The following is a 20,520-nucleotide window of genomic DNA, read 5'->3' as shown; positions in this document are numbered from 1 at the left end:
CCATGTCCCGGTACACCCTTTCCGCCCTTGCCATGCTGGCACTGGGCCTACCCATGGCCGCCGCCGCCGCGCCTGGCACGTTGTCCGTGACCTTCGTACATCCGGAGTCCTACACCGACGCCTCGTACCATGACAACTATGGCAGCGACCGCCAGGTGCTGGACGAAATCAGCCGGCACCTGGAAAAGCTTGCCGCGCGGCAATTGCCCGAGGGCTACACGCTGAGCATCGAGGTGCTCGACATCGACCTGGCCGGCTATGTCGACTGGCGGCTGCCGTCGCGCGTGCGCATCGTGCGGGACGCCACCTGGCCCAGGATGACGCTGCACTATGTGCTGCGCCACGGCGACCAGGTAGTGGCCGATTCGCAGGACCGGCTGTCCAACATGAACTTCCACTGGGGCGTGAACCTGTATGACGGCTCCGACCGGCTGCGGTATGAGAAAGCCATGCTGGATGACTGGTTTGACCGCACGATTGGGAAGCGGGTTGGGTGAGTTCTGGCGGTTGCTGGGACGTTGTGTTTTCCGCTACGTAAAACACGTACAGATCGCTGGATTTTGCGAGAGAGGCCGTTTGTTCGTCTCGATAGAAATACAATGTATAGATTGTATTTAATAAATACAACTTATCTTGAGTATTCCAAAAAAACAGCCTAGCATACGTAAATCAGAAATACAGTCTGACACGTGTATGCGTGATTTCACTGTCCGTACGCCAGAGCAACTCCCGGCCATGCTGAAGGGGTTCCGGAAGCAGGCCGGCCTGACCCAGGCCGAAGTCGCGGCTCGCATGGGTGTGAGCCAGCAAACGCTGTCCGCCCTTGAGCGCAACGCGGAGGCGGTCAGCGCTGGGCGCCTGATGCGGCTGCTGGCCGTGCTTGGCGTCGAGCTCGTGCTGCGCAAGCCGGATTCTCCCGTTCAGGCGGAGCCGGCGTCCGACAAGCCGCTCTGGTGAAGCATGGGCCGTCGTTCGCATACGCGTGCGCTCGGGCTGTGGATGAACGGCATCCATGTCGGGCGCTGGGAACTGCAGCCGCAGCTAGGCGACGTGCTCAGGTATGCGGATACCTGGGTCGCGGCTCCGCAGGGGCGTCCGCTGTCGTTGTCGTTGCCTTTCACGCCGGATAATGCCCCGCACAAAGGCGACACCGTCCGCGCGTACTTCGAGAACCTGCTGCCTGACAGCCGTGAGATCCGCGAACGCATTGCGCGCAGGTTCCGGGCAAGTTCGACGGATGCCTTCGACTTGCTCGCACAGATCGGTCGAGATTGCGCAGGCGCCTTGCAACTGCTGCCTGACGATGCCATGCCGGGGGATATCAAAGCCATTGATGCGGAGCCGCTGACCGAAGCGGACATCGCCCGGATCCTGCGCGAAACGGTAGTGCCCCCGCCCATGGGAGCTGCCGACGAGGAAGAACATTTCCGCATTTCCATTGCCGGTGCCCAGGAAAAGACCGCATTCCTGAGGTTCGAAAATCGCTGGTGCCTGCCAAAGGGCTCCACGCCGACCACCCACATATTCAAGTTGCCGATGGGACTGGTCGGGAACATGAGGCTGGACCTGCGGGAATCGGTGGAGAACGAGTGGCTATGCTCGCTTGTGCTAAAAGGCTATGGGTTGCCCGTGGCCGATTGCCAGCCGCTGACCTTTGAGGAACAGAAAGTGCTCAGCATCGAGCGCTTTGACCGCATGTGGTGGCATAGCGATGGTGCGTGGCTGGTTCGCCTGCCACAGGAAGACATGTGCCAGGCCACGGCAACGCCGCCCTACCTGAAGTACGAAGCCGACGGTGGCCCCGGCATCGACCGCATCATGGATCTGCTCAACGGCTCCATGCAGCGCGAGTCGGACCGCCTCACCTTCTTCCAGGCACAGGTTCTGTTCTGGATGCTGTGCGCGCCGGATGGCCATGCCAAGAACTTCAGTCTCGCGCTGCGCCCAGGTGGCGCTTATGCGCTGACGCCGCTCTATGACGTGATGTCTGCTTATCCGCTGCTGGGAGAGGACCCCGGCAAGATATCACCGCACCGGGTACGGTTGGCAATGGCTGTCAGGTCACGCAACGCGCATTGGAAGATGCTGGACATCCGGCGTCGTCACTGGCTGGAACTGGGCCGGCGATATGGCGTTGTTACGGTCGATGGCCGCGATGCCGAATCCGTCGTCGACGATCTCATATCGCGTACGCCCGAGGTGGTCCGCGCCGTCCGTGCCAGGCTGCCGGAAGACTTTCCGATCACGCTGGCCGACGCCATCCTGGGTGGTTTGCAGACCGCTGCAGACAAGCTCGCGGGATAGGAAGGCAACGCGCACTACGGCGGTTGTCGGATTGGCAGCGGGGCACAGGACTACACTGAAGCCTCCCCACCGATTCCTCCCGCGCCACATTGCCCGCCAAGTCCCGCTCCCCACTCGACATCCTCCTCAACGACATCACCGGCTGCCGCGCATGCGACCTGCCGTACGGCCCGCGGCCCGTGGTGCGGGCCGCCGCCAGCGCGCGCCTGCTGATCGTCGGCCAGGCGCCCGGCCGGCGCGTGCATGAAACCGGCATCCCATGGAACGACCCGTCCGGCGACCAGTTGCGCACGTGGCTGGACATGACACGTGACGAGTTCTACGACACCAGCCGGGTGGCGATCGTCCCGATGGGCTTCTGCTATCCCGGCAAGGGCGCCAGCGGCGACCTGCCGCCCCGGTCCGAGTGCGCGCCGCTGTGGCATGCGCAGTTGCTGGCGACCATGCCGCACATCCGCCTGACGCTCCTGATCGGTCGCTACGCGCAGGCGTACTACCTCGGGGACAGGGCCAGGCCGACCCTCACCGACACGGTTGCCGCCTATGCGGACTACCTGCCGCATTTCCTGCCGCTGCCGCACCCGAGCCCGCGCAACCGGCTCTGGCTGCGCCGCAACCCGTGGTTCGCGGCCGATGTGGTGCCGCTGCTGCGCCAGCAGGTGGCAATGGCGCTGGCTGACTGAGCGCCGTATCCGACACCAGCGTAAACCCGGAATCCGCCTCGCCGGCCTTGCCTTAAAAATTCATGATGATAAACTTAAATTCACAGACATGAATTAGAGAGCCTGCTGGCCGTACGAGACATGCCGAAATCCCCCGTCTACTTCGTTTCCACCGAGGACACACCGGGCTACCACCCGGCCAACCACACCGGCACCCTCAACCGGCGGCTGATTTCCCCCGAGACTGTCGGCGCGCGCCATCTTGAAGTCCTGCACGGCACCATCGAAAAGGGCAAGGGCGCGCTGCCGCACGCGCATCCGGGCATCGAGCAGGTCTGCTATGTGCTCGAAGGCCGTGCGATTGCCGAGGTCGGCGGACAGAGCAAGGAACTGGGGCCCGGCGACTGCTGCTATTTCCCGCCGGACACCATGCACGTGTTCACCGTCGTGAGCGACGAGCCGGCCAAGATCCTCGTCATCTATTCCCCGCCTTACGAAGAATCCCCGGAGCGCGTCGTGCGGCCGGCGTAGCGCCGCTACACAGCTTCCGATTTCCCCCGTCCGATAGCCGGCGTCACAGACCGGCACTGACACGCTGAAACAGGAGACCAGCATCGTGAAGTTCGCAAAGCAGGCTTTGCTCACCCTGGCGGTGAGCTGTGGGGCCGTGATGGCCATGATTTCCCCGGCAGGTGCGGCGGATCCGTATCCGTCCAAGCCGATCCGGCTGGTGGTGCCGTTTGCCGCCGGCAGCGGCACGGATGCCGTGGCGCGCCTGACGGCCAAGTACCTCGGAGAATCGCTCAAGCAGTCGGTCGTGGTGGACAACCGGCCCGGTGCCAACGGCACCATTGCGGCCGAATTCGTGGCCAAGGCGCCAGCCGACGGCTACACGCTGTTCATGACCACCAACACCACGCATTCGGCCAACCCGTCGCTGATGAAGCAGCTGCGCTACGACCCGGTGAAGGATTTCACGCCGGTCTCGCGCATGGGCAACCTGCCGTTCATGCTGGTGGTCAGCCCGTCGCTGCCGGTCAAGACGCTGCCGGAGTTCGTCGCCTATGCCAAGGCGCACCCGGGCATGTCCTACGCGAGCGGCAACAGCACCGGCATCGTGGCCGGCGCGACGATGTCGAAAATGGCCGGTCTCAAGATGCTGCACGTGCCCTACAAGAGCACGCCACCGGCCATGACCGACGTGATCGGCGGCCAGGTGCAAGTGATGTTCGTCGACTTCGCCGCGGGCATCGCCAACGTCAAGGCCGGCAAGCTGCGCGCGCTGGCCGTGACCACCGCCCAGCGCAGCGCGCTGCTGCCGGACCTGCCGCCGCTGGCGAGCGAGCCTGAATTCAAGGGCTTCGACATTACCTCCTGGAATGGCGTGTTCGCGCCGGCAGGCACGCCCGCGCCGGTGGTCGAGCGCCTGAACCATGAACTGGTTGCGATTGCCTCCAACAAGCAATACGCGCCGCAATTCCACGCTTTCGGCTTCGAGCCGTTCGGCAGCACGCCGGCCGAGCTTGGCCAGTTCGTCCTGGCGGAACTGCAGAAGTGGTCGCGGCTGGTGAAGGACGCGGGCATCCAGGCCGAATAAAGAAAGTACAAGGAACACCGACATGAATTTCGATCTCTCCGCCGAACAGCAGTCGATCGTCGAGGCCGTGCAGCAGGTCTGCACGCAATTCGACATGGAATACTGGAACAAGCTGGACGTCTCTCATACCTACCCGCACGAGTTCTACAAGACCCTGTGCGAAGGCGGCTGGCTGGGCGTGGCCATGCCGGAGCAGTTCGGCGGCGCCGGGCTTGGCATCCTGGAGGCGGCACTGGTCATGCAGACCATCTCGCAGTCGGGCGCGGGCATGAGCGGCGCTTCGGCCGTGCACATGAACGTGTTCGGCCTGAACCCTGTGGTGGTGTTCGGCACCGACGAGCAGAAGGCGCGTTTCCTGCCGCCGCTGATCGCCGGCAAGGAGAAGGCCTGCTTCGGCGTGACCGAGCCTGATGCGGGCCTGGATACCACCAAGCTCAAGACCTTCGCGCGCAAGGTCGAGGGCGGCTATTCTGTGACGGGCCGCAAGATCTGGATCTCGACCGCGCAGGTGGCCGACCGCATGCTGCTGCTGGCGCGCACCACGCCGCTGGAATCGGTGAAGAAGCCGACCGAAGGCCTGTCGCTGTTCTACACGAAGGTGGACCGCAGCAAGATCGAGATCCGCGAGATCGACAAGATGGGCCGTTCGGCCGTCGATACCAACATGCTGTTCATCGACGATCTGTTCATCCCGGAAGAGGACCGCATTGGCGAGGAAGGGCGCGGCTTCGAGTACATCCTGCACGGCCTGAACCCCGAGCGCATCCTGATCGCCGCCGAGGCCATTGGCCTGGGCCGCGCGGCGCTGGCCATCGCCACGCAGTATGCGAAGGAGCGTGTGGTGTTCGGCCGGCCCATCGGCATGAACCAGGGCGTGCAGCATCCGCTCGCGCAGGCCTGGATGCAGCTCGAAGCGGCCAATCTGATGATGCTCAAGGCCGCCGCGCGCTACGACGCGGGCGAGTCCTGCGGCGCCGAGGCCAATACCGCGAAGTACCTCGCGGCCGAAGCGGGCCACAACGCGTGCCAGACCGCCATCCTGACACTGGGCGGCATGGGCTACTCGCGCGAGTACCGCGTCGAGCGGCTGCTGCGCGAGTCGTATATCCCGCGCATCGCGCCGGTAAGCCCGCAGCTCATCATGTGCTTCATTGCCGAGCGTGTGCTGGGCCTGCCCAAGTCGTACTGAGCGGGAGGCAACGGTGACGATGCAGAACGCGGGAGCGACGAACAAGGCCACCGGGCCGCTGGCAGGCGTGCGGGTGGTGGACATGACTTCGGTCGGCATGGGGCCGTATGCCACGCAGATCCTTGCCGACATGGGCGCCGAGGTGATCAAGGTGGAGGCGCCTGCCGGCGATGTCTTCCGCCATGCCGAGCCCGCGCTGCACCCGGGCATGGGCGCGACTTTCCTGAACCTGAACCGCAACAAGCAGTTCATGGTGCTCGACGTGAAACGCGCGGAAGACCTGGCCCGGCTCAAGGACCTGATCGCCGGCGCCGACGTGTTCATCTCCAACGTGCGCCCGCAATCTTTGCGCAAGCTGGGGCTGGACTATGAATCGCTGCGCGCATCGAATCCGCGCCTGATCTACTGCGGCGCCTACGGTTACTCGGAAACGGGGCCATACGCCGGCATGCCCGCGTTCGACGACATCATCCAGGCACGCAGCGGCCTGGCGCAGTTCCAGGGCGCCAACAGCGCCGAGGGGCCGCAATACGTCAACACCATCCTGGCCGACAAGGTCGCCGGCCTGACGGTGGCCTACACCATCCCGATGGCACTGTACGAGCGCGAGCGCTCGGGGCAGGGCCAGGCCATCGAGGTGCCGATGTTCGAGACGCTGGTGTCGTTCCTGGCGGCGGAACAGCTGGCCGGGCATACGTTCGTGCCCGAGCAAGGCCCGTGCGGCTATCCGCGCGTGATGTCGCCGCACCGCAAGCCTTACCGCACGCTGGACGGCCATATTGCGCTGCTGCCGTACACCACGCCGCAATGGGCACGCTTCTTCGCGCTGGCTGGCCACCCGGAACTCGCGCAAGACCCGCGCTACATCGACCCGGCGGCGCGCAGCGCCAATATCGACGAGCTCTACGCCACGCTGGCCGATATCGTCAGCCGCAAGACCACGGCAGAGTGGCTCGCGCTGCTGGCCGATGCCGACATTCCGCACAGCGAGGTGCCGGCCTTCGAAGACGTGGTGCAGGATCCGCACCTGCGCGCCACCGGCATGGTGTTCGAGTACGAGCACTCGACCGAAGGGCGCCTGCGCGGCATCGGCATCCCCACGCGCTTTTCGCGCACGCCCGGCAATATCCGCACGTGGGCGCAGCCGCTGCCGGCGGCGGACGAAGCCTGAACGCGTACAATCCGCGCACGGCAAGGCTGACAGGAACAGGAGATGGCGGAATCCGAGACGGGCGACAAGGCAGGGCAGGCCAGCGTGAAAACGGCGCTGCGCGTGATCGAGATCATGGAGATCTACGCGCGCGAAGGGCGCTCGCTCACGCTGACGGAGCTGGCGAAGCTGCTCGGCGCGCCGATGTCGAGCTGCCTCGGCCTGATCCGCACGCTGGCGTCGCTCGGCTATCTCTATGAAACCGGGCGGCGGCAGGGCTATTACCCCACCAGCCGCCTGCTCGATATCGCCCAGCGTATCTCCCGCAACGACCCGTTGCTCGAGCGCGTGCAGCCCGTGCTCGAAGCGTTGCGCGATGCCACCGGCGAGACCGTCATCTTCGGCAAGCTGCAGGATGACGGGCGCGTGCTCTACCTGGAAGTGCGCGAGTCCCAGAACCCGGTGCGCTACACCGCCACGCCGGGCGAACTGCGCGACGTGCATATCAACTCGATCGGCCGGGCGATCCTTGGCGCCATGCCGGACCAGGCGCGCGACGCCTTGCTGGCGAAGGTTTCGTTTCAGCCCCGCACCGCACGCACGGTGGCCTCGCGCGAGGCGCTGGAGCGTGAGCTTGTACAGTGGCAGCAGCAGGGCTGGTATCCGAACTTCGGTGAATCGTTCCCGGACCTCGGGGCGATCGCGGTGCCAGTGGAAATCGGCGGCACCGTGTACGGAATGTCGGTGGCCGGGCCGATCCATCGCGTGGAATCGAGCGCGGCGCCGATTGTCGAGGCACTGCGTCGCGGGCAGGAATCGCTGCGCGCTTAGGCCACGCCACTTCCCCAATCCCTGGCGACGCGCGGTAGATCCACCGCGAGCGCATCCGCTCGAAATTTGTATTTGACCTTGGAGAATGATCGTTCTACCATCTCCTCAAGCGGAGAACGGTCATTCTCATGAAGGTCGACACCATGTCCGACGAATTCTCGATCCAGACCAGGCTGCTCGAAGCCACCGAACAGCTGGTCTATTCCGGCGGCATCCACGCCACCGGCATGGACGCCATCGTCAAGGCGTCGGGCGTGGCCCGCAAGAGCATCTACCGGCTCTATCCGACCAAGGAAGCGCTGGTCGCGGCCGCGTTGCTGAACCGCGATGCGCGCTGGATGGCGTGGTTCATCCGCTCGACCCCGCCCACGGACGATCCGCCTGCCCGCGTGATGTCGATCTTCCCGGCGCTGCGGCAGTGGTTCGAGTCCGATGGCTTCCACGGCTGTGCCTTCATCAACGCGGCAGGCGAGACGGAAGATCCGGACAGCGAGATCCGTGCGGTCTCCCGCTTCCACAAGCAGCGGCTGCTCGACTATCTCAACGAACTGACACAGGCCTGCGGCTTGCCTGATTCGCAGGAAACGGCGCGGCAGCTGCTCGTCCTGATCGACGGCGCCACCGCCGTCGCGCTGGTCAGCGGCGATGCCAGCGCCGCCGACAGTGCCGGCAGGGCAGCGGCGCTGCTGCTCGAAGCGTCCCGGTCCGGCAACGGGCCATCTTCCTCCCACCATTGAGGTGCTCCCTATGTCTTCCAATCCCGAAATCCGCCCGCCGCTTCCGCCGTTCACGCGCGAAACCGCCATCGAGAAAGTGCGCCTTGCCGAAGACGGCTGGAACACGCGCGACCCCATGAAGGTGTCCCTGGCCTATAGCCCGGATACGCGCTGGCGCAATCGCGCCGAGTTCGCCAACGGACGCGAAGAGGCCCGCGCGTTCCTGGAACGGAAATGGAAGAAGGAGCTCGACTACCGGCTCATCAAGGAGATGTGGGCCTTCGGCGGCAACCGCATCGCCGTGCGCTTTGCCTATGAATGGCACGACGACTCCGGCAACTGGTTCCGTTCCTACGGCAACGAGAACTGGGAATTCGGCGACGATGGCCTGATGATCAACCGGTACGCCAGCATCAACGACCTGCCGATCAAGGAGTCGGAACGCAAATACCATTGGCCGCTCGGCCGACGCCCCGATGACCATCCGGGGCTGTCGGATCTTGGGCTCTGAGGCACGTCACGGCTCGACCTCACCCACGAAGCGTTGCCCGTGCTCACCGGCCGGCAAGGCGCGGCCGGGGGCAGGGTAGGGAAATCCGGTATTGAGAACAATTCCTGTTTAAACGTAGGATTCTCCAATCGCCCGTCCCGGGCGATCCCTGCCGGAGATCCTTATGCTGAAGATCATTGCCTTCGCCGCGGCCGCCGCGGTTTCCACCGGTGCGCTTGCCAGCGCCAAATGCGAGGCCCATCCCAAGGCCGAATGGATGAAGGAGGCCGACGCCAGGGCAAAGATCGAGGCGCAGGGCTATGTCATCAAGAAGTTCAAGGTGGACGGCAACTGCTACGAGATCTACGGCACCACCAAGGACGGCAAGAAGGCCGAGATCTACTTCGATACCAAGACCCTGGACATCGTGAAGTCCGAGATCGAGAAGTAGCGCCTTCCGGTTCACTGTCGCCATGCCGGACACCGCATCGGTCCGTGTCTGGGACATTGTCGTCCGCGTCACGCACTGGGGCGTGGCTGCCATCGTCTTCTGGGACCTGATCGACGATTCCGGCGGCCGATTGCACCGGGTGCTCGGCTACGTGGCCGCAGGCCTTGTGCTGGCGCGCATTCTCTGGGGTTTCGTCGGCAGCGAACATGCGCGCTTCCGCGCATGGGTGCCGCGGCCGGCCGGCGTGCTGGCCTACAGCAAGGCGCTGGTGCGGCGCCGCGCGCCGCGATTCCTGAGCCACACGCCACTGGGCGCGGTCATGATGCTGCTGATGTGGGCGCTGATCCTCGCGCTCGCCGTTACCGGCTGGATGTCCAGGCTCGATGCGCTATGGGGCGAGGACTGGCCGATCGACATTCACGCCGTGCTGGCGGACATGCTGACCGGGCTGATCGTTCTCCACGTGTTCGCCGCCATCGTGTTCAGCGCGACCGGGAAGGAGAACCTGGTGCTGGCCATGGTGACCGGGCGCAAGCGCCGGAATCCCGGCGCCTAATCCACTGCCACTGCGGTCAGGCGACTTCCTTCATCGTTTCCTGCGCCGCTTCATACTGCCCCAGGCACGCCTTGCCATTCAGCAGCGAGCGGCGCAGCAGCGCCTGCTGCGCCTGGCCGAGGTTGGCCGCCTGCCCGTGCCATGCGGCCAGCGGCGGCTCCTGCAGCGCGCGCCCGTAGGAGAAGCTCAGCGCCCAAGGCAGCGGGCCCAGCCGGTTCATGGCATCCAGGTTCGCCGTCGCCTGTTCCGGCGTCTGGCCGCCGGACAGGAAGAAGATGCCGGGCACTGCGGCAGGCACCGTGCGCTTGAGCACGCGCACGGTTTCGCTCGCCACTTCCTGCACGGACGCCTGCTGTGCGCACTGCTTGCCCGCAATGACCATGCTGGGTTTGAGCACCATGTGTTCGAACACCACCCCATAGCGATGCAGCGCGTGGAACACCGCGTGCAGCACGCGCTCGGTCACGGCCGCGCAACGCGCCATGCCATGGCTGCCGTCCATCAGCACTTCCGGCTCGACAATGGGCACGATGCCGGATGCCTGGCAGATTGCCGCATACGCGGCCAGCACCTGCGCGTTGGCTTGCACCGCAAGCGCGCCTGGCAGCGTGTCCGAGACATTGAACACCGCGCGCCACTTGGCAAAGCGGGCCCCTTGCTGTCGGTAGCCGTCCAGCCGCTTGGGCAATCCATCCAGCCCTTCGGTGATCTCGTCGCCGGGCGCATTCGAGAGCGGTACCTTGCCCTTGTCTACCTTGATGCCCGGCACGATGCCCTGGCGCAGGCAGAGCTCCGGCAACGGCGTGCCGTCTTCGGCCCGCTGGCCGAGCGTTTCCTCGTACAGGATCACGCCGCTGATATGCGCGCCCAGCCCCGGCGTGGACAGCAGCAGGCTGCGCCACGCGCGGCGGTTCTCCTCATTCGATTCCACGCCGATAGTGGCGAAGCGCTTGGCAATGGTCGGGCCGCTTTCGTCGGCCGCGAGCAGTCCTTTGCCGGGCTGCACCATTGCGTTGACCGTGGCCTGCAGTTCGCTTGCGGTATCCATGGATTCTCCTGATGTCCTGTCACGCTGCGCGCCCGAAGGCCTCGCGCAGCTTGCCCTTGGCACGCTGCAGCGTGTCCAGCTGCGTCTTCGGCAGGTTACGGCCCGCGCGGTTGATGTAGAAATTGAGCATCGACATGGCCGACTGGAATGCCGTGCCCTTGCGCCGGCGGCTGTGTTCGGCCGAACGCTTCAGCGAAGCGGCAATTTCCGTCGGGTCGGTGCGTTTGAAGATGCCGGGTTCCAGGTCGAGCGCGTCACTGTGTTCGCTCACCTGCATTGACCAGCGGCGCGCATGGCGGCCGTGGCGGCGCTGCTTGCTGGACTGTCGTGCGGATCTGGCTGTGGCCACTGTGTTACCCCGAAGCGGCTGGTCTCTATCCCAGACTAGGCGATTTCAGGGGCAGCGGGAGTGCTTGCGACGCTCTTTTGCCAATCGGCGGTCACATCCGGTCAGCGGATCGCGGGCCTTGGCCCAAGGCTCGGGCGGGCCCGCAATGCCGTCTTCAGTTCACGCGGATCTTCGCCTGCTCCACGAGCTTGCCGAAGCGCACGTACTCGCTGCGCATTCTCTGCATGGTCGCGTCGCCGTCGACGAAGCTGGCCTGCACGCCAAGGTTGGCGAACTGGCGCTTCATCTCGGGGTCGTTCATCAGCTTGCGCACGGCATTGCTGAGCGCCGTGCGCGCGGCCGGCGGCGTGGCGGCCGGGGCGAACATACCCACCCAGGCAATCACTTCCGCCGACGGATAGCCCGCTTCGGTGATGCCAGGCACCTGGGGCAGGTCAGGCAGGCGGTCGTTGGAGGTTGCGGCCAGCGCGCGCAACTGGCCTGATTTCACGCGCTGCACCGAGCCGATGGCGGTGTCGAAGGCGAACGTGACTTCGCCGGACAACACGGCCTGCACGCATTGAGCGCCGCTCTTGTAGGGCACTTCGACGATATCGGCGCCCGAGGCGACCTTGATGGCTTCGCCGGAGAGCTGCGCGGTGCTGCCGACACCGAAGGACGCATAGCTGATCTTGCCGGGCGCCTTGCGCGCCGCCTGAATCACGTCCGCCACGGTCTTGTACGGCGACTGCGGGGGCACCAGGATCAGGTTCGGGAACGAGGCCAGCGTGCCGATCGCGGCGAAGCTGCGCAGCGGGTCATACGGCACGTTGGGCATGACCTGCGGGCTGATGGTGAAGGCCGCGTTGGAGCCCAGGAACAGCGTGTAGCCATCGGGCTCGGCACGCGCGACGGCATCGGCCCCGATCATGGTGCCGGCGCCCGGGCGGTTTTCCACCACCACGGGCTGGCCCAGCGCGGCATGCAGCTTGGGGCCGATCATGCGCGCCATCAGATCGATGGTGCCGCCCGCGGCGTAGGGCACTACGAGACGGATCGGGCGGGTAGGGTAGTCGGCTGCGCTGGCCGTTGCGGCGAACGCGAGCGTGGCCAGGGCGATGCCCCAGGTCTTGATTGGCTTCATCGATGTCTCCTCCGGTTTGTCCGGCTATTTATGGTCGATTGGGCGGATGGGGCCGGCGCGTCAAAGCGGGCCGGCCCCTCTCATCAGAACAATTCGCCGCTGGCTGCCTTCTCCTTTAGCAGTCGCGGCGGCGCGAAGCGCTCGCCATAGTGCGCGGCCAGGTATTCGGCGCGCGCCACGGCTTCCTTCAGGCCGTACTGGTTGAGGTACTGGAACACGCCGCCAGTCCAGCGCGGGAAGCCAATGCCCAGCACCGAACCGATGTTGCCGTCGCCGGCACTGTCGAGCACGCCTTCCTGCAGGATGCGCACCGATTCCAGCGCCATGCAGAAGAGCAGCCGGTCCATCTTGTCCTGCTGCGGAATCTGCTCGGTCGGGCGCACGAAATGGCGGGCCAGCCCGCTCCAGAACGCCTTCGGGCCATCGGCCGGATAGTCATAGAAGCCGCCGCCGGCAGCACGGCCCTTGCGGCCGAACTTGTCCAGCATGCGCTCCATCACCGCATCGGCCGGGTGCGCGGGCAGCGGGTTGCCCTCGGCGGCGTGGGCCTTGAGCGTCTCGAGCCGGTTGTTGTACGACAGGCTCAGGCTCACTTCGTCCAGCACGGCAAGCGGCCCCACGGGGAAGCCGGCAAAGGCCGCCGCCGTCTCAATGGCCGCCGGGTCCTGGCCTTCGCCGAGCATGGCCACGCCTTCACGCGTGAAGGTGCTGAACACGCGGCTGGTGAAGAAGCCGCGGCTGTCGTTGACGACGATCGGCGTTTTGCCGAGCTGCATGACGAAGTCCAGTGCATGTGCCAGCGTTTCCTTCGAGGTCTCCTTGCCCTTGATGACTTCCACGAGCTGCATGCGGTGCACCGGAGAGAAAAAGTGCAGGCCGATGAAGCGGCCCGGGCGGCCCGATGCCTTTGCCAACCCGGTGATGGGCAGGGTGGAGGTGTTCGATGCCCAGATCGCGCGATCAGACAGCAGCGGTTCGGCGGTGCCCGTGATCTCCGCCTTGAGCGCCGGGTTCTCCGGCACGGCTTCGATCACCAGGTCCACTTGCGCAAGGTCTTCGTAGCTCGCCACCGGATGGATGCGCTCGACGACCTGGCGGCGCTGCGCGGCGTCGATCTCGCCTTTCTCCTCGCGCTTGGCGAGCAGCTTGTCGGCGTTGTCGCGGGCGCTGGCGGCCTGCTCGATGGTCGCATCCTTGACCCACACCTCGATGCCGCGCGTGGCGGCCACGTAGGCAATGCCCTTGCCCATCATGCCGGCGCCGAGTACCGCCAGCCTGCCGACCTTGCCTTTCTCGACGCCCGTCGGACGCTGCGCGCCGGACTTGATCTCGTTGGCACGGAACCAGAACGTGCCGAGGATATTCTTCGACACCTTGCCCGTGACGATCTGCACGAAGTAACGCGTCTCGATGCGGCTGGCGGTATCGAAATCGACCTGCATGCCCTCGACGGAGGCGCACAGGATCGCTTCCGGCGCCGGGTAGCAGCCTTTGGTCCTGGCGCGCACCTGTGCGGCGGCGGTCGAGATCCAGCGCTTGGCGCCTTCGCTGTCGTTCCATCCGCCCGGTGGCACGTAGCCCCTGGCGTCCCACGGCTGCGCGCTGGCGGGATGCGCGGCAATCCACGCGCGGGCCTGTTCAAGCAGCGCTTCCTGCGTCGGCGCCAGTGCATGGATCAGTCCGGCTTCGACAGCCTGCGTGGGCGACATCAGCTTGCTGTCCTGCAGGTAGGGCTGGCTTGCCGCCAGGCCAAGCAGGCGCGTCATGCGTACCACGCCGCCGGCGCCCGGCATCAGGCCGAGCGTGGCTTCGGGCAGGCCGAACTGCGCCTTGGGCTTGTCGAGCGCGATGCGGTGGTGGCAGGCCAGCGCGATCTCGAAGCCGCCGCCCAGCGCGGTGCCGTTGAGCGCTGCCACCACAGGCTTGCCCAGCGTCTCGATCTGGCGCAGCGCGCGCTTGCCGGCCTCGGTCGCGGCGAAGAGCGTTTCAGCATCCTTCGGCTGCATGCCGTAGATGCGGTTCAGGTTGCCGCCGGCAAAGAAGGTGTCTTTGGCGGAAGTGAGGATGACGCCGGCAATGCTGTCCTTCTCGGCGACGAGGCGATCCGACACCTCGGCCAGGCATTGCCGCATGGCGTCGGTCATGGTGTTGACGCTCTGGTCCGGCGCATCGAAGGTGAGGGTGACGATGCCGTCGTCGGACTTCTGGTACTGAATCGGGGCTTGCATCTTTCTGGTCTCTCCGGCAGTCGTTTACAAGCGTTCGATGACCGTGGCCACGCCCATGCCACCGGCCACACACAGCGTGGCCACGCCATAGCGCTGCTGGCGGCGTTCCAGTTCGTCGAGCAGGGTGCCGACGATGATGGCGCCGGTCGCGCCGATCGGATGGCCCATGGCGATGGCGCCGCCGTTGACGTTGATCTTTTCGAGCGGCACGCCGAGCGTCTTCGAGAAATGCAGCGGCACGGCGGCAAACGCTTCATTGACCTCGAACAGGTCGATCTGGCCGGCATCGAGCCCGGCCTTCGCCAGCGCCTTCTGCGTGGCCGGTACGGGGCCGGTCAGCATCAGCGTCGAGTCGACGGTGGCCAGGCCGGTGCCGAGGATGCGCGCACGCGGACGCAGGCCCAGTTCCTGGCCCATGCGCTCGCTGCCGACCAGCACCAGCGCGGCGCCGTCAACGATGCCTGACGAATTGCCGGCGGTGTGCACCGCATCGATGCGGTCGAGCTCGGGATAGCGCTGGCGCGCCACGGCCGCGTTGGCCACGGCAGCGGCGCCGCCGAACGCCGGCTTGAGCGTCGCCAGCGAACCCGCCGTGGTCTCTTCCCGGATGTACTCGTCATGGTCCAGCACGGTCAGGCCGCTGCCGTCGCGCACCGGCACCAGCGAGCGCGCGAAGTAGCCTTCACGCCGTGCGCGTGCCGCCAGTTCCTGCGAGCGCAGCGCGTAGCCATCCAGCTGTTCGCGAGAGAAGCCATGGAGCGCCGCCACCATGTCGGCGCTGAAGCCTTGCGGCACGTACGCGATCTTCAGGCTGGTGGCGGGGTCGTAGATCCATGCGCCGCCCGACGCACCCAGGCCCAGGCGCGACATCGACTCCACGCCGCCTGCGGCGATCAGGTCATGCCAGCCGGAGCGGACTTTCTCGGCTGCCATGTTCACCGCCTCCAGCCCGGCACCGCAGAAGCGCTGCAGGGCCATGCCCGGCACCTGGCTCCAGCCGTCCGGGCCACACAGTGCGGCAATGCGCGGCAGGCAGGAACCCTGGTCGCCGACGGCGGAGCTGATTCCCATGATCAGGTCGTCGACGCGGGCCGGATCCAGCTGCAGCCGTTCGCGCAGGGCCTCCAGCAGCGTGACCACCAGGTCGATCGGCTTGACCTCGTACAGCGCGCCCGCGCCGGGCTTGCCCTTGCCGCGCGGGGTGCGCACGGCGTCATAGATAAATGCCCCCGTCATCGTGTCTCCTCTTGATAATTGAGACAAGTGTCTCGAAAATGATTGAGATCGTCAAATAATTTGCGCATAATCAGTTTCATGAAATCAAAAATGAAACTTGAATCTCAAAATATAGAAGGCGGGCCGGAAACCGGCACCGCAGGCAATGGCAGTGCACTGGCTCGTGGCATCCACATCCTCCAGGCCTTCAGTGCGTCGGCGCCTGAGTTGAGCGCACGCGAACTGATGGCGGCCACGGGCCTGCCCAAGCCGACGCTGTTCCGCCTTGTCACGACGCTGTGCGAGGCCGGGCTGCTGCGCTATGACGACGTGGCGGGGCGCTTCCAGCCGGCGCCTGGCCTGGCGCGGCTGGCGTCGCCGCTGCTCGCGCGGGCGCATATCCGCCAGCTCGCCTTCGCGCCGATGCAGGCGCTGGCCGACCGCATGCGCGCGCAGGTGACGCTGGGCCTTGGTGCCGGCATGGACCTCGTCTTCATCGAACTCGCGCAGGCCAAGGAGTGCGAGACCGTGCGGCCGCCCATGGGTAGCCATATCTCGCTGTCGCGCACGGCGTCGGGCCGCGCCTACCTGGCCACGCTGCCGCCGGAGCATTGCCAGCGCTTTCTCGACGCCACGCACGCCGGCGACCCCGAGCACGGCGCATGGCTGGCCGACCGCCTGGCCGAGACGCAACGCGACCTGGCCGCGCGCGGCTTCTGCCTGAGCCATGGCGATCTGCATCGCCAGTTCGAGGCGGTCGCGGTGCCGGTGCGGTCGCCGACACGGGACGAGATCTATGTCTTTGCCTGCACCGTGCCGAGCTATGAACTGCGGCCCGGCCAGTTGCTGGACGAGGTCGGTCCGCGGCTGCTCGCGCTGGCCCGCAACATCGAAGCCGGCCTCGGCAGCCCGGCCACCACCTACGCCTGAGGAGCACGGCAACCCGTCATTGCTTCGCCGTTCCCGCAGAGACCCGCGCCAACGCAGCGCGGTCCGCATTCACCAAACAGAGAGAGACACCGCAGACATGGAGACACTGCACACCGTGGACCGGCTCGCCCACTGGGCCGAGGTCCAGCCCGGCAAGGCCGCCGTACGGCTGGTCGATGGCGACACCGCCACGACGCTGACCTACGCCGAACTCGATGCGCGCGCGAGCGTCGTGGCGCAATGGCTGGTCGGAACCGGCCTGCAGCCCGGCGACGGCATCGCGCTGCTGATGGAGAATCATCCTGACCTGTTCGCGCTGGCCTGGGGCGCGCGCCGCGCGGGGCTGTACTACACGCCGGTCAGCACGCACCTTAACCCGGACGAGGTGGACTACATTCTGCGCGACTGCGGCGCACGCCTGCTGGTGGCGACGCGCAAGACGGCGGCACTGGCTGGCGCGGTGGCTGACTGGGCTGGCGTGAAGTACCTGCTCGACAGCGAAGCACCCGGCTTCCTGTCGTTCACGCAGGCCATTGCCGGCTACACCGCCGGTGCGCCGCTGCCGATGCGCGAGGTCGGGCGCGATTTCCTGTACTCGTCCGGCACCACCGGCAAGCCCAAAGGCATCCGCCGCCCGCTGGTGCCATACACCGAGCGCTTCCGCGACGCCTACGATGCGTCCATCTGGCGCGAGTTCTTCGCCTTCGGCCGCGACACGGTCTACCTGACCATGGCGCCGCTGTACCATGCCGCGCCGCTGCGCAGCGTGATGCGCAATATCGACTGGGGCGGCGAGAACATCGTCTCCAGCCGCTTCGATGCGGCACGCGCACTGGAACTGATCGCACAGTACCGCGTGACCCACAGCCAGTGGGTGCCGACCATGATGATCCGCATGCTGGCGCTGCCCGATGACGTGCGCGCACGCGCCGACCTGTCGAGCATGCGCGTGGCTATCCACGCCGCCGCGCCGTGCCCACCGGACGTGAAGCAGCGCATGATCGACTGGTGGGGGCCGGTCTGGTACGAGTACTACGGCGGCTCCGAAGGCATCGGTCTGACCGCGGTCGACAGCAAGGGCTGGCTGGCCAGGCCCGGCACGGTCGGCCCCGCGCTGCTCGGCCGCATCCATATCAAGGACGACGAAGGCCGCGAACTGCCGCCGGGGCAGCAGGGCCGCATCTGGTTCTCGGGCACGCCGCGCTTCGCCTATCACAACGACGAGGCCAAGACGGCCGCCGCGTACGACGCTGACGGCTGCGCGACCTTCGGCGACATCGGCCACGTCGACGAAGACGGCTGGCTCTTCATGTCCGGCCGCCGCACCGACCTGATCCTGTCCGGCGGCGTGAACATCTATCCGCAGGAGATCGAGAACCTGCTCGCGACGTATCCTGGCGTCGCGGACGTGGCCGTGATCGGCGTGCCGCACCCGGAGTTCGGTGAAGAGGTCAAGGCCGTGATCGAACTGCAGCCCGCGCAGCAGGGCTCGCCGGAACTCGGCGCAGCGCTGCTCGACTTCTGCCGCCAGCGCCTGTCGCACGTCAAATGCCCGCGCAGCGTAGATTTCGTGCAGGCGCTGCCGCGGCTGGAGAACGGCAAGCTGTACAAGCGCGTGCTGCTGGAGCAATACACGCGCGCTGCCCGCTGATCTTGAGAGGATCGGCCTGAAGGCGCAGGACGCCTGCGAGCTGTTCTTCGATGGCGTGCGCGTGCCGCAGTCGGCTCAGCCCATTATCAGGCTGCCCACCAGTTTCTTCTCATCGCTGGTGAATTTGCGGGTGGCCTGGGCCAGGTCCGCGCTGACGCTGTTCATGGCGGCCGTCAGCGCACCGACTTCCGATCGCAAGGCCTCGATGCGCATGCGCCGCTGCTCGGGGCTGCCGGCCGTACTGTTGCTGAGTTCCTGCAGTTCCTGAACCTTCTGCTCAAGCTTCTCGCGCAGTTCGCGCAGGCGCTTGATCAGCTTCTTGACGTTGTCGGGCAGGTTGCTGTTGTCGATGTCGCTGTCCTTGGTGGACGCTTCCTTCGCAGTGCCCCGTGAAGCCAGGGCGCTGCCGGACATGGAAATCCGGACATCGGTACCGGGCTGCTTCACTGCGATGCCCGGCGCGTTGGCGGTGGCATCTGCGTTGCCGGTAACGTCCGCTGCCGCAGCGGCGCCCGAATCTTGCGTAAGCGGGGCAAGCTGACTTGCCGCCGTGGCTTCGATCCTGCTCATCGTTATCTCCAGTTGACTGACTGCTCGCGGATTGCCGCACGTCACGCTGGGGGTACGCACGCACGATGGATTGGTGTTCCGATGCCAAGGTTTATCGGCGTGCGGCTGATGATCTTAAGTCACATTGACAGGGCTTTGCGGCATCGCAAATTCCGCCTCCGGCTGAAATAATCCGTTACATAGTCGGTTGCCCGGCCCGTCAACATCCGGTGTCCGGCCCACGTTCTTAGGAGCAACGCGCAACTTCGCGCGTCCATCCGGAGACTGACAATGAAAAAAGTACTTGCCATCCTGACGCTGGGCCTGTTTGCCGCTGGTGCTTTTGCGCAAGCGCCTGCCGCCGCGCCCGAGTCGAAGGAACCTGCCAAGGTGGAAAAGAGCACGCACAAGGGCAAGACCCACGCCAGCAAGCACACCAAGAAGGCAGCCGACAAGCCTGCTGCGCAATAAGCGTCGGCCTGATGGGCCTGCTGCGCGGCGCTGTCTCGGTATGAGGCTGCGTCGCGTTTTTTATTTGGTTCCCCACAGCCCCCGCAATTCGGCGAATAACCTTTGGCCGATGCTTCAGAACTGGTAATTGACCGACAGATCGAAAGCCCCGCCGGTCGAGCTCTGCGTGAGCGGGCTACGCTTCGCATCGCCGACGAGTTGCACGACAGACGCATCGGCCGTGGCGAACCAGTGCTTGTCGAAGAACCAGACCGCGCTGATGCCGAAGCCGTAGGAGCGCATGCCGCCTCCGGGGCTGAACTGCGGGCGCCCGGGCCGGGCCTGTGACGCGCTGACGCCGTACCAGGCGTTCATGTACCGCGAGTCCGCCAGTGTCAGCGTCGGGCCCGCGAACCAGTAGAACTTCTCGGAGCTGCCCGGCAGTGGCATGTAGGCGCCGATGTCGCCGATCCAGCCATCGGAGCCGCCCAGGCTGCGGCGCGCGTCGACGCGCATCACCAGCGGGAATTCCCTGGACACCGCGTATTCGGCGAAGAGCTTGGCTTCCGGCGCCGGGTTGATGTTCTCCATGCCGTCCAGCAGCGGCGAGCTCTCCTTGGCGCGCCGGCCAAGGTTGTACGACAGCGCAATGCCCGCCCGCCAGTTCTTGCCGCGCAGGACATTGACGCCCAGGCCTTCGCCGATCGAGGCAAAGGCGATGTCGCGATAGCGGATGTCGATGCTGGGGCCGCCGATCACGATGTAGTCCGACGAGCCGTCATAGCGCGGACGCAGCATCGCCGCCGCGCCAAGGCGGACTTCCCATTCCGGTATGGTCTCTTCGAACAGCTTTTCGAGCGGCACGCCGACGGAGAATTGCCATTCGGCCAGCGGGGCCGGCGTCTGGGCCCAGGCCGGAACCGCCGTGAGCGCAAGCAGCGCAGGCAGCCATGGCGCGGCGCAGCGCGACCGCCGTGCGCGCATCATGTTTGCGGTCTCAAGGGGGGCCGGCTCTGTCAATCAGATCTCCC

General features: G+C 65.9%; 23 protein-coding genes. 16 read left to right on the top strand and 7 right to left on the bottom strand.

Translation table 11 applies throughout. The features are described 5' to 3' along the window. The first annotated feature begins 2 nt into the window (after positions 1–2). The 13 genes from LDO29_RS04645 (at position 3) to LDO29_RS04585 (ending at position 9,946) form a co-directional block, all read left to right on the top strand. Positions 3–497 (top strand): DUF3016 domain-containing protein, encoded by a 495-nt coding sequence (locus tag LDO29_RS04645; RefSeq protein ID WP_224078623.1) that lies wholly within the window; start codon positions 3–5, stop codon positions 495–497. A gap of 196 nt (positions 498–693) precedes the next feature. Further along, positions 694–957: a helix-turn-helix domain-containing protein gene (locus LDO29_RS04640; protein ID WP_224078622.1), complete on the top strand. Its 264-nt coding sequence runs from the start codon at positions 694–696 to the stop codon at positions 955–957. A gap of 3 nt (positions 958–960) precedes the next feature. Continuing rightward, positions 961–2,304 (top strand): type II toxin-antitoxin system HipA family toxin, encoded by a 1,344-nt coding sequence (locus tag LDO29_RS04635; RefSeq protein ID WP_224078621.1) that lies wholly within the window; start codon positions 961–963, stop codon positions 2,302–2,304. A gap of 89 nt (positions 2,305–2,393) precedes the next feature. Continuing rightward, positions 2,394–2,987, top strand: a complete 594-nt coding sequence (locus tag LDO29_RS04630) for a uracil-DNA glycosylase family protein (RefSeq protein ID WP_224078620.1) — start codon at positions 2,394–2,396, stop codon at positions 2,985–2,987. Positions 2,988–3,107: 120 nt separating this feature from the next. Further along, positions 3,108–3,497 (top strand): cupin domain-containing protein, encoded by a 390-nt coding sequence (locus tag LDO29_RS04625; protein WP_224078619.1) that lies wholly within the window; start codon positions 3,108–3,110, stop codon positions 3,495–3,497. An 85-nt stretch (positions 3,498–3,582) separates the two neighbouring features. Beyond that, positions 3,583–4,563, top strand: coding sequence for a Bug family tripartite tricarboxylate transporter substrate binding protein (locus tag LDO29_RS04620; protein ID WP_224078618.1), 981 nt, complete (start codon positions 3,583–3,585; stop codon positions 4,561–4,563). A 22-nt stretch (positions 4,564–4,585) separates the two neighbouring features. Then, entirely contained in the window at positions 4,586–5,752 is a 1,167-nt protein-coding gene (locus tag LDO29_RS04615) for an acyl-CoA dehydrogenase family protein (RefSeq protein ID WP_224078617.1), read from the top strand. Between the two features lie 19 nt (positions 5,753–5,771). Then, positions 5,772–6,923, top strand: coding sequence for a CaiB/BaiF CoA transferase family protein (locus LDO29_RS04610; RefSeq protein ID WP_224079106.1), 1,152 nt, complete (start codon positions 5,772–5,774; stop codon positions 6,921–6,923). 42 nt (positions 6,924–6,965) lie between these two features. Further along, complete coding sequence (locus LDO29_RS04605; RefSeq protein WP_224078616.1) at positions 6,966–7,733, top strand: IclR family transcriptional regulator; 768 nt, start codon at positions 6,966–6,968, stop codon at positions 7,731–7,733. A 128-nt stretch (positions 7,734–7,861) separates the two neighbouring features. Next, positions 7,862–8,470 (top strand): TetR/AcrR family transcriptional regulator, encoded by a 609-nt coding sequence (locus LDO29_RS04600; RefSeq protein WP_224078615.1) that lies wholly within the window; start codon positions 7,862–7,864, stop codon positions 8,468–8,470. A 10-nt stretch (positions 8,471–8,480) separates the two neighbouring features. Then, the gene (locus LDO29_RS04595) at positions 8,481–8,960 is read left to right on the top strand and encodes a nuclear transport factor 2 family protein (protein ID WP_224078614.1); all 480 of its coding nucleotides are present in this window, start codon (positions 8,481–8,483) and stop codon (positions 8,958–8,960) included. A gap of 163 nt (positions 8,961–9,123) precedes the next feature. Beyond that, a complete protein-coding gene (locus LDO29_RS04590; protein ID WP_224078613.1) occupies positions 9,124–9,390 on the top strand; it encodes a PepSY domain-containing protein in 267 nt (88 codons plus the stop codon). Between the two features lie 22 nt (positions 9,391–9,412). Further along, entirely contained in the window at positions 9,413–9,946 is a 534-nt protein-coding gene (locus tag LDO29_RS04585) for a cytochrome b/b6 domain-containing protein (protein WP_224078612.1), read from the top strand. Between the two features lie 16 nt (positions 9,947–9,962). Here the strand turns inward: LDO29_RS04585 and LDO29_RS04580 are convergent, their stop codons facing one another. The 5 genes from LDO29_RS04580 to LDO29_RS04560 form a co-directional block, all read right to left on the bottom strand. Then, complete coding sequence (locus LDO29_RS04580; RefSeq protein ID WP_224078611.1) at positions 9,963–10,994, bottom strand: class I fructose-bisphosphate aldolase; 1,032 nt, start codon at positions 10,992–10,994, stop codon at positions 9,963–9,965. A gap of 19 nt (positions 10,995–11,013) precedes the next feature. Beyond that, on the bottom strand, positions 11,014–11,343 hold the full coding sequence (locus tag LDO29_RS04575) for a DUF3175 domain-containing protein (RefSeq protein WP_224078610.1): 330 nt from the start codon (positions 11,341–11,343) through the stop codon (positions 11,014–11,016). A 154-nt stretch (positions 11,344–11,497) separates the two neighbouring features. Then, positions 11,498–12,466, bottom strand: a complete 969-nt coding sequence (locus tag LDO29_RS04570) for a Bug family tripartite tricarboxylate transporter substrate binding protein (RefSeq protein WP_224078609.1) — start codon at positions 12,464–12,466, stop codon at positions 11,498–11,500. Between the two features lie 83 nt (positions 12,467–12,549). Then, the gene (locus LDO29_RS04565) at positions 12,550–14,694 is read right to left on the bottom strand and encodes a 3-hydroxyacyl-CoA dehydrogenase NAD-binding domain-containing protein (protein ID WP_224078608.1); all 2,145 of its coding nucleotides are present in this window, start codon (positions 14,692–14,694) and stop codon (positions 12,550–12,552) included. Positions 14,695–14,718: 24 nt separating this feature from the next. Continuing rightward, a complete protein-coding gene (locus tag LDO29_RS04560) occupies positions 14,719–15,930 on the bottom strand; it encodes an acetyl-CoA C-acetyltransferase (protein WP_224078607.1) in 1,212 nt (403 codons plus the stop codon). Between the two features lie 90 nt (positions 15,931–16,020). On the opposite strand from LDO29_RS04560, the gene LDO29_RS04555 reads away from it, so the two are divergent. Then, positions 16,021–16,839 (top strand): IclR family transcriptional regulator, encoded by an 819-nt coding sequence (locus LDO29_RS04555; protein WP_224078606.1) that lies wholly within the window; start codon positions 16,021–16,023, stop codon positions 16,837–16,839. A gap of 97 nt (positions 16,840–16,936) precedes the next feature. Continuing rightward, a complete protein-coding gene (locus tag LDO29_RS04550; RefSeq protein ID WP_224078605.1) occupies positions 16,937–18,490 on the top strand; it encodes an AMP-binding protein in 1,554 nt (517 codons plus the stop codon). Between the two features lie 75 nt (positions 18,491–18,565). On the opposite strand, the gene LDO29_RS04545 is transcribed toward LDO29_RS04550, so the two are convergent. Next, complete coding sequence (locus LDO29_RS04545) at positions 18,566–19,060, bottom strand: hypothetical protein (RefSeq protein WP_224078604.1); 495 nt, start codon at positions 19,058–19,060, stop codon at positions 18,566–18,568. A gap of 270 nt (positions 19,061–19,330) precedes the next feature. Between LDO29_RS04545 and LDO29_RS04540 the strand changes: the two genes are divergently transcribed. Beyond that, a complete protein-coding gene (locus LDO29_RS04540; RefSeq protein ID WP_224078603.1) occupies positions 19,331–19,510 on the top strand; it encodes a hypothetical protein in 180 nt (59 codons plus the stop codon). A gap of 114 nt (positions 19,511–19,624) precedes the next feature. On the opposite strand, the gene LDO29_RS04535 is transcribed toward LDO29_RS04540, so the two are convergent. Then, on the bottom strand, positions 19,625–20,473 hold the full coding sequence (locus LDO29_RS04535) for a MipA/OmpV family protein (protein WP_224079105.1): 849 nt from the start codon (positions 20,471–20,473) through the stop codon (positions 19,625–19,627). Positions 20,474–20,520 lie beyond the last annotated feature (47 nt).

This window comes from Cupriavidus laharis (assembly GCF_914271435.1).
In the GTDB taxonomy this organism is placed as follows: domain Bacteria; phylum Pseudomonadota; class Gammaproteobacteria; order Burkholderiales; family Burkholderiaceae; genus Cupriavidus; species Cupriavidus laharis.
Note: the sequence above shows the minus strand (reverse complement) of the source record. Positions and strands in the feature narration are given on the sequence as shown.

Excerpts from the sequence above, each read along its gene's own strand:
- LDO29_RS04645 (WP_224078623.1), top strand. The coding sequence starts at position 3 with ATGTCCCGGTACACCCTTTCCGCCCTTGCCATGCTGGCACTGGGCCTA.
- LDO29_RS04640 (WP_224078622.1), top strand. The coding sequence starts at position 694 with ATGCGTGATTTCACTGTCCGTACGCCAGAGCAACTCCCGGCCATGCTG.
- LDO29_RS04635 (WP_224078621.1), top strand. The coding sequence starts at position 961 with ATGGGCCGTCGTTCGCATACGCGTGCGCTCGGGCTGTGGATGAACGGC.
- LDO29_RS04625 (WP_224078619.1), top strand. The coding sequence starts at position 3,108 with ATGCCGAAATCCCCCGTCTACTTCGTTTCCACCGAGGACACACCGGGC.
- LDO29_RS04615 (WP_224078617.1), top strand. The coding sequence starts at position 4,586 with ATGAATTTCGATCTCTCCGCCGAACAGCAGTCGATCGTCGAGGCCGTG.
- LDO29_RS04610 (WP_224079106.1), top strand. The coding sequence starts at position 5,772 with ATGCAGAACGCGGGAGCGACGAACAAGGCCACCGGGCCGCTGGCAGGC.
- LDO29_RS04605 (WP_224078616.1), top strand. The coding sequence starts at position 6,966 with ATGGCGGAATCCGAGACGGGCGACAAGGCAGGGCAGGCCAGCGTGAAA.
- LDO29_RS04600 (WP_224078615.1), top strand. The coding sequence starts at position 7,862 with ATGAAGGTCGACACCATGTCCGACGAATTCTCGATCCAGACCAGGCTG.
- LDO29_RS04595 (WP_224078614.1), top strand. The coding sequence starts at position 8,481 with ATGTCTTCCAATCCCGAAATCCGCCCGCCGCTTCCGCCGTTCACGCGC.
- LDO29_RS04590 (WP_224078613.1), top strand. The coding sequence starts at position 9,124 with ATGCTGAAGATCATTGCCTTCGCCGCGGCCGCCGCGGTTTCCACCGGT.
- LDO29_RS04585 (WP_224078612.1), top strand. The coding sequence starts at position 9,413 with ATGCCGGACACCGCATCGGTCCGTGTCTGGGACATTGTCGTCCGCGTC.
- LDO29_RS04580 (WP_224078611.1), bottom strand. The coding sequence starts at position 10,994 with ATGGATACCGCAAGCGAACTGCAGGCCACGGTCAACGCAATGGTGCAG.
- LDO29_RS04570 (WP_224078609.1), bottom strand. The coding sequence starts at position 12,466 with ATGAAGCCAATCAAGACCTGGGGCATCGCCCTGGCCACGCTCGCGTTC.
- LDO29_RS04565 (WP_224078608.1), bottom strand. The coding sequence starts at position 14,694 with ATGCAAGCCCCGATTCAGTACCAGAAGTCCGACGACGGCATCGTCACC.
- LDO29_RS04560 (WP_224078607.1), bottom strand. The coding sequence starts at position 15,930 with ATGACGGGGGCATTTATCTATGACGCCGTGCGCACCCCGCGCGGCAAG.
- LDO29_RS04555 (WP_224078606.1), top strand. The coding sequence starts at position 16,021 with ATGAAACTTGAATCTCAAAATATAGAAGGCGGGCCGGAAACCGGCACC.
- LDO29_RS04550 (WP_224078605.1), top strand. The coding sequence starts at position 16,937 with ATGGAGACACTGCACACCGTGGACCGGCTCGCCCACTGGGCCGAGGTC.
- LDO29_RS04545 (WP_224078604.1), bottom strand. The coding sequence starts at position 19,060 with ATGAGCAGGATCGAAGCCACGGCGGCAAGTCAGCTTGCCCCGCTTACG.
- LDO29_RS04540 (WP_224078603.1), top strand. The coding sequence starts at position 19,331 with ATGAAAAAAGTACTTGCCATCCTGACGCTGGGCCTGTTTGCCGCTGGT.
- LDO29_RS04535 (WP_224079105.1), bottom strand. The coding sequence starts at position 20,473 with ATGCGCGCACGGCGGTCGCGCTGCGCCGCGCCATGGCTGCCTGCGCTG.